Genomic DNA, 11,020 nt, shown 5'->3' on the forward strand with positions numbered 1-11,020 from the left:
GCAGGATGGTATGCCTCGCCGGGCCGCTGCCCGCGCCGGGCCGCGCGTCGGAACGCGCCCGACATACGTCCGTGGAATCGTGGGCGCATGACGCCGTCGCCACCGCCCGTCGACCCCGAGGTGCTGACCGCCCTCGCGCAGGGCACCCTGCACGACCCGCACACCGTGCTCGGTCCGCACCTGCTGGACGACCCGGGGACGCCGGCCGACCGGGCCTGGGCGGTCGTGCGCGTGCTGCGGCCGCTGGCCGACGAGGTGACCGTCGTGACCACGGACGGCGAGCACCCGGCCGGGCACGTGGCCGCGGGGGTGTGGGAGTCGGTGGTGCCGGCGGGCGTGGACGCCGGCGGCGGGCGCCACGCGCCGGACTACCGGGTCCGCACGCGGTACGACGACGACGTGCAGACCGTCGACGACCCGTACCGCTTCCTGCCCACGCTGGGCGAGGTGGACCTGCACCTGATCGCCGAGGGCCGGCACGAGGAGCTGTGGCGGGCGCTCGGCGCCAACCCCCGCCGGTTCCCGAGCGCGCTGGGCGACGTCGACGGGACGGCGTTCGCCGTCTGGGCACCGAACGCCCGGGGCGTGCGGCTGGTGGGCGACCACAACCGCTGGACCACGGTGCACCCGATGCGCTCGCTCGGCGCGAGCGGGGTCTGGGAGCTGTTCGTGCCCGGCGTGGGCGAGGGCACCCGGTACAAGTTCGAGGTGCTGGGCGCCGACCGCGTGTGGCGGGCCAAGGCCGACCCGCTCGCCAAGGGCACCCAGGTGCCGCCCGCGACGGCGTCGGTCGTCGTCGACTCGGCGTACGAGTGGTCGGACGGCGAGTGGATGGCACGCCGCGCGGCGACCGACCCGCACTCCGGCCCGGTGAGCGTCTACGAGGTGCACCTGGGCTCGTGGCGGCCGGGTCTCGGCTACCGGGAGCTCGCGGAGGAGCTCACCGCGTACGTCGTCGAGCAGGGCTTCACCCACGTCGAGCTGCTGCCCGTGGCGGAGCACCCCTTCGGCGGGTCGTGGGGCTACCAGGTGACCGGCTACTACGCGCCGACGGCGCGGTTCGGGCACCCCGACGACTTCCGCTACCTCGTGGACCGCCTGCACCGGGCCGGCGTCGGCGTCATCCTCGACTGGGTGCCCGGCCACTTCCCCCGTGACGAGTTCGCGCTCGCGCGGTTCGACGGCGGCCCGCTGTACGAGCACCCGGACTCCCGCCGCGGGGAGCAGCCCGACTGGGGCACGCTCGTCTTCGACTTCGGCCGCCGCGAGGTGCGCAACTTCCTCGTCGCCAACGCGACGTACTGGTTCGAGGAGTTCCACGCCGACGGCCTGCGCGTGGACGCCGTGGCGTCGATGCTCTACCTCGACTACTCGCGCAAGCCCGGCGAGTGGGAGCCGAACGTCCGCGGCGGGCGGGAGAACCTCGAGGCCATCGCGTTCCTGCAGGAGGCCAACGCCACCGCCTACCGCCGCTCCCCCGGCGTCATGATGATCGCCGAGGAGTCCACGGCCTTCCCCGGCGTCACCCGGCCCACCGACGCGGGCGGGCTCGGTTTCGGGCTGAAGTGGAACATGGGCTGGATGAACGACGGCCTGCGATACGTCGCGCACGACCCGATGTACCGGCGCTACCACCACCACGAGCTGACGTTCTCGCTGGTCTACGCGTTCTCGGAGCAGTACGTGCTGCCGATCAGCCACGACGAGGTGGTGCACGGCAAGGGCTCGCTGCTGCGCCGCATGCCGGGCGACCGGTGGAAGCAGCTCGCCGGGGTGCGCGCCTTCCTCGCCTACCAGTGGACCCACCCGGGCAAGCAGCTGCTGTTCATGGGGCAGGAGTTCGCGCAGGACGCCGAGTGGGACGAGGGCTCCGGCCTCGACTGGTGGCTGCTCGAGACCCCGGGCCACGCCGGCGTGCAGCGCCTGGTGCGCGACCTCAACGCGGTCTACCGCGCCACGCCCGCCCTCTGGGAGCGGGACTTCGACGCCGCCGGCTTCGAGTGGCTCGACGCCGACGACGCCGACCACGACACGCTCTCGTGGGTGCGCCGGTCCGCCGACGGCGCCCCCGTCGTCGTGGTCGTGAACTTCGCGGGCGTCCCGCACGAGGGCTACCGGCTCGCACTGCCCGACGGCGGCGCCTGGGACGAGGTCCTCAACACGGACGCCGAGGTCTACGGCGGCTCCGGCGTCGGCAACCTCGGCCGCGTGCACGCCCAGGACGTGCCGTGGAAGGGGCGGCGGCACTCCGTCACGCTGCGGGTGCCGCCGCTCGGCGCGCTGGTGCTGCGACCCGCCGATCGGTAGAGCCGCCGGTCAGGTAGAGCCGTCAGTAGAGGCTGATCGCCAGGCGCTGACGGGCCTTGACCACGCGGGGGTCGGTGGGGCCGACGATCTCGAAGTACTCGACCAGCCGCACGCGCAGCTTCTCCTTGGCGTCCGCGTCGGCACCGGGGAGCAGCTCGAGCAGCCGGGCGAAGGCGTCCTCCACCTTGCCGCCGAGCATGTCCATGTCGGCCACGCCCAGCTGCGCGTCGAGGTCGGCCGGGGCGTCGGCCGCCGCGGTCCGGGCCGTCTGGAGGTCGACGCCGCGCGTGCGCTGCAGCAGGCGCACCTGCGCGAGCCCGGCCACCGCGAGGGCATCCTTCGGGTCCTGCTTGATCGCCTTCTCGTACGCGGCGACGGCGGTGTCGAGGTCGTCGCGCTCGATCGCGTCGTACGCCTCCTGGTGCAGCGGCGGCAGCGGCTCCTCGACCGGCTCCTGGTCGGCGGCCTCGGCGGGCTCCTCGCCCTCGGCGCCCTGGGCCGGGGCGCGTCCCGTGACGCCGTTCTGCTCGGCCGCGGCCAGCACCTGGTCCAGCACGCCGCGCACCTGCTCCTCGGGCGCCGCGCCCTGGAACAGCGGGAGCGGCTGGCCCTGCAGCACCGCGACGACGGTCGGCACGCCCTGCACCTGGAAGGCCGCGGCCACCTGGGGGTACGCCTGCGCGTCGAGACGGCCGAGCAGGAACCTGCCGGCGTACTCCTCCGCGAGCCGACCCAGCAGCTCGCCGAGGTCGGCGTTGGCCTTGTCGGTGGGGATCCACAGCAGCATGACCACGGGGTACGTGGTCGAGTCCTGCACCACCTGCTGGAAGTTCGCGTCAGTGACGTCCAGCACGTAGCCGCCCGCCGACGGCGCCCCACCGGGCTCCCCCGGGGGCGGCGACTGCGGGCGGTTGAGCGCCGACAGGTCGACGGCGCCACGCGTGCTGAAGGTCGGGTCGGGCGTGGGGTTGGTCATGGGCGCCATCCTACGAGCGGAGCGTCAGTTCGAGGCCGCCGTCGCCACGTGCGAGTACCCGAGCGGCCGGATCTTCTCGTCCGAGCCCTTGGCCGGGACGTACAGCGCGACCATGTCCGTGTACTCGGTCTTCAGCACGTTGGTCTGCGCGGCGTCGCCGAGCAGCGCCTTCTGCGTCTCGGAGAGGGCGGGCACCTTGGCCTCGTCCTCGGCCTTGACCGTGGTCGTGCCGTCGAGGACGCCCATGACGAGCGCCCCGCCGTCGGCCGTGCGGACGGCACGGACCTCGTCCTTGCGCGCCTTGTACTTCTGCGTGTACTCGGTCCCGGACTCCTCGAAGCCGTCGACCTCCTTCCACGCCGCCGCGTCGGCCGCGACGGCCGCGACCAGGTCGCCGTCGGGCAGCTCGAAGCCCTTCGCGAAGGACGACTTCTTGGCCCCGAGGGTGACGAGGTCCGCGTACTGCGCGAGGGCGTCGACCGGGGACGCCGCCAGGGAGTCGTCGTCCCCCGCGACGGCGGCCGAGCCCACGGCCGAGTCGGCGAAGTACGGCATGCTCTGCCCCGGGATGAGCTGCACCCACGACCACATCTTGTAGTCGGCGCGCGCGGACCCCTGCTCGAACGCGACGAGGCGCGGCGTCTCGAGGTCCTCGGTGCTGGCCGTGATGGAGAAGCTCGTGCGCGGCCACCCCTCGGTGGTGGGGATGATCATCTGCTGGGACTCGCTCGGGATGTCCGTGACGAACTCCGCGTTGTCCCGCTTCTTCGCGACCGCGAGCTGGCTGGTGCGCACCTCGTACGCCGGGCCGGTCACGCGCGCCTTGAGATCCTTGCCCTTGAGGGCCTTGTCGGCCTTCGCGACCGTGTCCGCGACCGCGGTGAACACCTGGGTGTCCTGCTCCTCGGTCAGCACGGGCCCGCCGACGGCCTCGCCGGGCTGGGGCTGGGGCAGCTCGTCGGCGCAGCCGGCGAGCAGCGTCGTCGACACGACGAGGGCGCTCGCCACGGCCAGGCCGCGGGTGGTACGGCGGTTCATCGGTTCTCCCCGTCGTCGTCGGTCGTCGGGCCGGCGGCCTGCCCGGTGCGGGTGGCGTCGCCGAAGCCCCAGGTAGCGCGCCAGGCAGCGGCGCGCCCCGCGGGCGTGGAGGTGTCGGGTCGGGGTGCGCCCTGCTCGGACGCCTGGTCGGGCTGCGCCGGGCGCACCGTGGGGATCGAGCCCGTGATGGCGCGCAGCATGCGGGTCATCCCGCCCTGCTCCGCGGCCCGCCGGGCCTCCTCCTGGGCACGCAGCTCCCGCCGCGTCATGCGCAGGGCGCCGGTGGCGGTCGTCGGCTCGGCCGGCACGGGCTCGTGCACGGACGCCTCCGCCGGCACCGGCACCGCCGGGGCGGGCAGGCTGCCGAACGGCGCGGGCGCCGCCGCGTCGACGCCGACCGGCGTCGCCTCGGGCGCCGGGTCGGCCGACGACGCCGGTGCGTCGACAGCCGCGTCGGCGGTCTCCTCGCGCTGGCGGCGTCGCGACCGGCGCAGGAGCCGGCCGGCGAGCGGTACCTCGGCCGTGCCGGAGGCCGAGTCGCGGGCGGTGCCGTCCTCCCGGGAGTCGTCCTCGCTCTCGCCGTCCGGCGCGGGCTCGACGGGCGGGACGTCGTCCACCGACGGCCCGGCGGGTGTCGCCGGCGACCAGGGGCCGGCGGACTCGGTCGACGGGCGCACCGGGGCGAACGGCGCCCCGAGGCCACCTGCCGACGGCCCGTCGTGGAGGTCGGTGGCGGTCTCGTCGCCCGCGCCCTGCTCGGCGAGGTCGGCCTGGCGGGCGCGGGTACGCCGTCCCCCCAGCACGAGCAGCAGGGCCCCGGCGAGCACCAGCACGGCGCCCACCCCGACGCCGGGCCACAGGTAGGGCGTGCTCACGGTGCGCGGCCAGCTGAGCTCGAGGGTCGGCGCCTGCGCGCCCTTGCCGACGCCGGCGGCGAGGAGCGTCCAGCTGCCGGGGCGGTCGCTCCAGCGCAGCGTGACGCTGTTCTCGTCGGAGGCCTCGGCCACCCACATGTCCGACCCTGCCGGGTCGGGGCCGGACTCCGGCGCCTCGTTGGTCTCGGCGTCGGCGTCGGCCGGCTCGCCCGCCGCGACGGAGAGGTTCTCCCAGTCGCTCAGACCCGTCACGCGCGAGTACGGGTCGTTGCCGACCCACCCCTTGACGTCGACGTCGCGACCGACGGCGAGGGTGACCTTCTGACCCTCGGGGACGGACGCGCTCACGGTGACGTCGCCACCGACGAGCCCGAGGACACCGGGGTCGGTGACGACGAGCGTGCCGTCACCGGTCGGCTTGGCCGTGGCGACCACCGTGTCGGTGTCGCGCCAGACCGTGGCCGAGGCGACACCGAGCGCGGCGGCTGCCAGTCCGACCAGGACCAGGACACCGCCCAGAATGCGTTGCAGCACCGAGCTTTCCCTTCGACGTGGACAGTCCAGCATAGGGACGGCGCGGCGGGCTCCGTCCACGTGACCGCCCTGGCAGGGTGCGGTTCACCAACCCTTCACGACTCGCGTACGACCGACGCGCCCGGGCTCCTGCGCGTCGTCACGACCCGTGGAACACTGCCGTGGCGACGCCGTGGCGCCGCACCGACCCGGCGTGGGAGGATGTCCGACTCGTCCCGCGAGGGCCAGAATGTCCCGAGTATCGGCGCCCTGCCCCCGCCACTATCCTGGCGACGCCGGGGCACCCACCATGTACGGAGGTCTGCACGTGTCCGACGAGCGCACGCTCTTCCCGATCACCATGCGCGGTTACGACCGCCCGCAGGTGGACGGTCACATCGCCCGACTCGAGCAGGCGCTCGAGGAGGCCCGCCGGAACGTCGAGAGCACCGACGCGCGCGCCATGCAGATCTCCTCGGAGCTCGCGCTCGCGCAGCGCCAGCTGCGGGAGAACGAGAAGCCCTCGTACGCCGGGCTCGGCTCGCGCGTCGAGCGGCTCCTGCGGTCCGCGGAGGAGCAGTCCACCGAGGTCCTCACGCAGGCGAACCAGCAGGCCGCCGACATCATGGCGCGCGCCAAGCTGTCCGCGGGCCAGGTGCGCGCCCGCGCGGAGTCCGAGGCCTCCGAGCTGCTGGGCAGCGCCCGCCGCGAGGCGGAGGAGATCCGGTCCACCACGGCCGCCGAGGCGGAGGGCACCCTGCTCGCCGCCCAGCGCCGCGCCGAGGAGCTCGTGGGCTCCGCCGAGCGCGAGGCCGCCCTCATCACCAGCACCCTGTCCGCGGAGGAGAGCGAGCGGCGCGCCACCCTCGAGCGCGAGATCGGCGTCCAGCGTTCCACCGCGGAGCGCGAGACCACCGAGCTGCGGGTCGCCGCCGAGCGGGACACCGCGCAGCAGCGGGCCCAGGCCGCCGCCGAGGCCGCGGCGCAGCGCGAGGAGGCCGACCGCGAGTCGAGCGATCTCCTGGAGCGCACCCGCCGCGAGGCCGCCCGCATCGTCGCCGAGGCCAAGCACCAGGCCGCCGAGGCGTCCGACGCCGTGACGACCGAGCTCGAGCAGCTGCGCGAGCAGGCCCGTGCCGCGCTGGCCGACGCCGAGCTCGAGATCGCGCAGCGCCGCGAGCAGGTGGAGCACGAGGCCGCCGCGCGGCACGAGACCGCACGCCAGGAGACGGACCTGCTCGTCCGCGCCGCCGAGGAGCACGCGGCGGAGGCCGAGCAGCGCGTCGCCCTGGCCCTGCAGCAGGCGGAGAAGGTCCGCGCGGAGTCCGACGCGTACGTGAAGTCCCTGGTCGCGGACGCCCGCCGCACCGCGGACGGGATCGTCGCCGAGGCGCGGGAGTTCACCGAGCAGATGGTCAACGACGCGCGCGTCGAGGCGGAGAACCACCGCTCCACGGCCACCCGCCAGCTCGAGGACCTCACCCGCCGGCACGACTCGATCAACTCCTACCTCGAGGAGCTCCGCGGCCTGCTCGGCACGGAGAAGTCCGAGACCCCGGCCGGCGCGGGCCAGCCCGTCGCCCTCGTGCAGAAGGCCGTCCCGGCACCCCCGGCCCCGCAGGCGAAGACGGTCGACGAGACCGCCGACGTCGAGCCGGAGGCCGACGAGCAGGCGGACGAGCAGGGAGCCGAGGCCCTCGACGCGCAGCCGGACGACGCGGCGCCCCAGGACACCGCCGACGGCGACGACACCGCCGCGAAGACCGAGACCGAGGCGACGACCGAGGCCGAGGCCGACGTCGAGGAGGAGTCTCCGGCCCCGTCCAAGGCCTGAGCGACCACGCCCCGACGCCGCGGGCCCGCCACCGTTCGCCTCGAGCGGCACCCGTTGGCCCCCCCCCCACCCCCCGCCCCCCCCCCCGTTCGGTGGCGGGCCCGCGGCGTCTCGTCCGCCCGGCGCGTCAGCTGGTCGGGGCCGGGCGGTACTGCCAGGGCCAGCGGGGCGGGTTGGTGCGCTCGGCCACGCGCCGGTGCAGCAGCGCGATCGCGGCGGCGACGGTCGCCGGGTCCTCGACCGCGCTCATGTGACCGGCGGCCGGGACGACGGTGAGCGCGCCGTCCCGCGCGGCGTGCACCATGTGCTCGGCCTCGACGAGCGGGGTCACCTGGTCCTCCGCCCCGACCACCACGGAGACGGGGCCGTCGAACGTGCGCAGCACGTCGGTGCGGTCCGGACGGGCCGCCATCGCGCGCTGCGCCCAGGCGACGCCCGACGGCGACTGCGCACGGATCCAGGACTCCAGCAGCGGGAAGAGGTTCCGCCGCCGCTCCACGCTCGTCGGCCCGAGCAGCGCGCCGGGCATGCTGAGCACCGGGTCGAGCGTCTGCCCCGCGGTGACGGCGTCGGCGATCCGCAGCCGGTTGGCGCGCGCGGCGTCGAGGTCGGCGGTCGACTTGGTGTCGACGAGCCCGAGCCCGACGACGAACCCCGGATGGCGCTCCGCCAGGGCGAGCGCCACGTAGCCGCCCATCGACAGACCGACCACGACCGCGTTGCCCTCGCCCTGCTCCCGCATGGTGCGGTGCACGGCGTCGGCGACGTCCTCGAGCCGCGCCGGGATGCCGCCGAGGTCGGAGTGCCCCTGACCGGGCAGGTCCACGCCGAGGGCGCGCACCCCCTCGGGCAGGGCCTGCGCCGCGGCCGCCCACATGCGGTGGTCCAGCGGGAAGCCGTGCAGCAGCAGGACCGGCGTGCCCGCCCCGTCGTGGAGCGGGTAGGTCGCCAGGAGCGCGGAGGGGGTGGTCATCGTCGACTCCTCGTCGTCAGCAGTGTCGTCAGGGATGTCGTCAGGGGTGTCGTCAGGGGTGTCGTCAGCGGTTCACCTCGGCGGGCCGAGCCGGCCGCTGCGGGTGGTGTGCCGTGTCACCGCGGCACCGTCTCTGCCTGCTGCGCCTCGCCGTCGTAGTGCGTGGGCAGCGGGGCGTGGCCGGGCAGCACGTGCCCGACGATCTCGTCGAGGACCCGGCGCACCGCCGGCTCCCCGACCCACAGGTGCTTCGCGCCGTCGACGCCGATCACCTCGGCCTGCGGGACGCGCACGAACCGCCGGCGGGCCTCGTCGGGACGCAGGTAGTCGTCGTGCTCGGGCACCAGCACGACCAGCGGGCGGCCGAAGGAGGCCCAGCGGTCGAGGTCGGCGTCCGTGGCGCGGTGCAGCGGCGGCGACAGCAGGATCGCGCCCTCGACGGCCGGGTCGGTGCCGTGCTTGAGCACCAGCTCCGTGCCGAACGACCACCCGACGAGCCACGGCCGCGGCAGCTCGCGGAACTCTGCGAGCTCGATCGCGGCGGCGACGTCGTAGCGCTCCGCCTCGCCGCCGTCGAACGCGCCGTCGGACGTGCCGCGCGGCGAGGACGTGCCACGGGTGTTGAAGCGCAGGACGGCGAGGTCCGCGAGCGCGGGGAGCCGCCAGGCCGCCTTGCGGTACACGTGCGAGTCCATGTAACCGCCGTGCGTGGGCAGGGGGTGGAACGTGAGGAGGGTCGCGACCGGGTCCCGGTCGGCCGGGAGGGCGAGCTCGCCGACGAGCGTGAGCCCGTCCGCGGTGTGCAGCTCGACGTCCTCACGGCGGGCGGGGAGCATCGTGAGGGAGCGGATCTGGTGGCCGGTGGCGTCGTCGTTCATCGCCTCCAGCGTAGTTCGGCCGGGCGTTCCAGGCCGGTCCTGCGGGGCGTTCAGCGCAGCCGGGCGCGCCGCTCCCAGCAGGAGGAGTGCCAGTGCCGGCGGTCCTCGAGGCCCGCGGCCTCTCCCCCGACCGCGTCGCGCTGCCACGCGACGACGTGCGGGGTGCCCGCCGGGATCTCCTGCCGGCACGCGGGGCACCGGTACGCCTTGTCCCCGCCGCGCAGCCGCCGCACCGTCCACTCGCCGTCCGCCGCGCTCTCCCGCCGCACGCCGCCGAGGGCACGGTCGAGGTCGAGCGGCGGGGTCTCGGCGCCCCAGGGGCGCTTGCGGGAGGGTCGGCGGGACGGCATGGCACCCATTGTCGCCCGGCGAGGGCCGGCCGGTCCGCACGGCGGTGGTCCCGGCGGACCCTGGACGGCGCGGTCAGGTCGTGCCGTTACAGTGGCCCGGTTCGTCCCCGCCGACCGAAGGACTCCCCGTGAAGCTCCGCACGTCCGCCGCCGCTGCCGCGCTGGCGCTGGCCGCGGCCCTGACCCTGACCGCCTGCGCCGACGACTCCTCCGGTGACGGCGCCACGCCGTCCGCCTCCGCGTCGTCGTCCCCGGCCACCGAGGCTCCGGAGCCGACGAAGGAGGACGTCGCCGCGCTCGAGACCGTGAAGGTCGAGGGCAAGGCCGGTGCGGAGCCGAAGGTGACCTTCAAGACCCCGCTCGAGGTCTCGGTGCCCACGTCGCGCGTGATCGACGAGGGCGACGGCGCCGACCTCACCGAGGGCATGAAGATCACCATGGACACCGTCGCCTTCCTCGGCACCGACGGCTCCACCCAGGGCTCCACCTGGGAGCAGAAGACCCCGCAGAGCTTCATCCTCGGCGACGCGAACTACGGCGTGCTGACCGAGCCGCTGACCGGGCAGAAGGTCGGGACGCGCCTCCTCGTGGCCAACCCCGTGCAGGGCCAGGACGGCTCGACGGCGACCATGGTCAACCTCGTCGAGATCACGGACGCGACGAAGATCCCGACGCGCGCCGAGGGCACGGCCGTCGAGCCCGAGAAGGGCCTGCCGGCGGTCACGCTGGACGACTCCGGCAAGCCCTCGGTGGAGATCCCGGACGGCTACGAGGCGCCCAAGGACCTCGTCGCGCAGACCCTGATCAAGGGCGACGGCGCCAAGGTCGAGAAGGACCAGACGGTCACCGCGCAGTACACGGGCTGGACGCTCGACGGCGAGTCGTTCGACTCGTCGTGGGACCGCGGCACCCCGAGCTCGTTCTCGCTCCAGCAGGTCATCGCCGGCTGGACGGACGGCCTCGCCGGGCAGACCGTCGGCAGCCAGGTGCTGCTCGTCATCCCCGCCGACCAGGCGTACGGCGCCGAGAAGAGCGACGACAACGAGCTCGCCGGCCAGCCGCTGGTCTTCGTCGTGGACATCCTCGACGCGCAGTGACCTCCCGCCGTCGTCGTGACGTCGAGCACGTCACGACGACGGCCGTGCAGGTCGGCCGCAGGTCGGCTGCAGGTCGGCCGCAGGTCGGCCCCACCACGACGGCGGGCCCCCGGTCACAAGGGGCCGCCGTCGCGGGGTGTCTCGGGTGCCACGAGTAAAAAACCCACCCCCACCAAAAC

At 74.8% G+C, this 11,020-nt stretch carries 9 protein-coding genes; 3 read left to right on the forward strand and 6 right to left on the reverse strand.

Features of this window, described 5'->3' with window-relative positions; genetic code table 11:
* Window positions 1-87: 87 nt before the first annotated feature.
* Window positions 88-2,307 carry a 1,4-alpha-glucan branching protein GlgB gene (glgB, locus tag ACFVS0_RS20240; RefSeq protein ID WP_430588969.1) on the forward strand — a complete coding sequence of 740 codons (2,220 nt, stop codon included), beginning with the start codon at window positions 88-90 and terminating at the stop codon, window positions 2,305-2,307.
* 22 nt (window positions 2,308-2,329) lie between these two features.
* On the opposite strand, the gene ACFVS0_RS20245 is transcribed toward glgB, so the two are convergent.
* From ACFVS0_RS20245 to ACFVS0_RS20255, 3 genes are read right to left on the reverse strand one after another with little or no spacing between them, the layout of a single operon-like run.
* Window positions 2,330-3,283, reverse strand: a complete 954-nt coding sequence (locus ACFVS0_RS20245) for a co-chaperone YbbN (protein WP_430552032.1) — start codon at window positions 3,281-3,283, stop codon at window positions 2,330-2,332.
* 24 nt (window positions 3,284-3,307) lie between these two features.
* On the reverse strand, window positions 3,308-4,321 hold the full coding sequence (locus tag ACFVS0_RS20250; RefSeq protein ID WP_430552031.1) for a hypothetical protein: 1,014 nt from the start codon (window positions 4,319-4,321) through the stop codon (window positions 3,308-3,310).
* Window positions 4,318-5,730 (reverse strand): hypothetical protein, encoded by a 1,413-nt coding sequence (locus ACFVS0_RS20255; RefSeq protein ID WP_430588970.1) that lies wholly within the window; start codon window positions 5,728-5,730, stop codon window positions 4,318-4,320. The genes ACFVS0_RS20250 and ACFVS0_RS20255 overlap by 4 nt, the downstream gene beginning before the upstream one ends.
* A gap of 307 nt (window positions 5,731-6,037) precedes the next feature.
* On the opposite strand from ACFVS0_RS20255, the gene ACFVS0_RS20260 reads away from it, so the two are divergent.
* The gene (locus ACFVS0_RS20260) at window positions 6,038-7,543 is read left to right on the forward strand and encodes a hypothetical protein (protein WP_430588971.1); all 1,506 of its coding nucleotides are present in this window, start codon (window positions 6,038-6,040) and stop codon (window positions 7,541-7,543) included.
* Between the two features lie 127 nt (window positions 7,544-7,670).
* Here ACFVS0_RS20260 and ACFVS0_RS20265 read toward each other — a convergent pair whose 3' ends face one another.
* The 3 genes from ACFVS0_RS20265 to ACFVS0_RS20275 form a co-directional block, all read right to left on the reverse strand.
* The gene (locus tag ACFVS0_RS20265) at window positions 7,671-8,516 is read right to left on the reverse strand and encodes an alpha/beta fold hydrolase (RefSeq protein WP_430588972.1); all 846 of its coding nucleotides are present in this window, start codon (window positions 8,514-8,516) and stop codon (window positions 7,671-7,673) included.
* A 116-nt stretch (window positions 8,517-8,632) separates the two neighbouring features.
* A complete protein-coding gene (locus ACFVS0_RS20270; RefSeq protein ID WP_430588973.1) occupies window positions 8,633-9,394 on the reverse strand; it encodes an alpha/beta hydrolase in 762 nt (253 codons plus the stop codon).
* 50 nt (window positions 9,395-9,444) lie between these two features.
* Complete coding sequence (locus ACFVS0_RS20275) at window positions 9,445-9,744, reverse strand: hypothetical protein (protein WP_430552026.1); 300 nt, start codon at window positions 9,742-9,744, stop codon at window positions 9,445-9,447.
* A 128-nt stretch (window positions 9,745-9,872) separates the two neighbouring features.
* On the opposite strand from ACFVS0_RS20275, the gene ACFVS0_RS20280 reads away from it, so the two are divergent.
* Window positions 9,873-10,841 (forward strand): FKBP-type peptidyl-prolyl cis-trans isomerase, encoded by a 969-nt coding sequence (locus tag ACFVS0_RS20280; RefSeq protein WP_430552025.1) that lies wholly within the window; start codon window positions 9,873-9,875, stop codon window positions 10,839-10,841.
* Window positions 10,842-11,020: the final 179 nt, after the last annotated feature.

Origin of the sequence: Isoptericola sp. NPDC058082 (genome assembly GCF_042885055.1) — a bacterium.
Lineage (GTDB): Bacteria > Actinomycetota > Actinomycetes > Actinomycetales > Cellulomonadaceae > Isoptericola.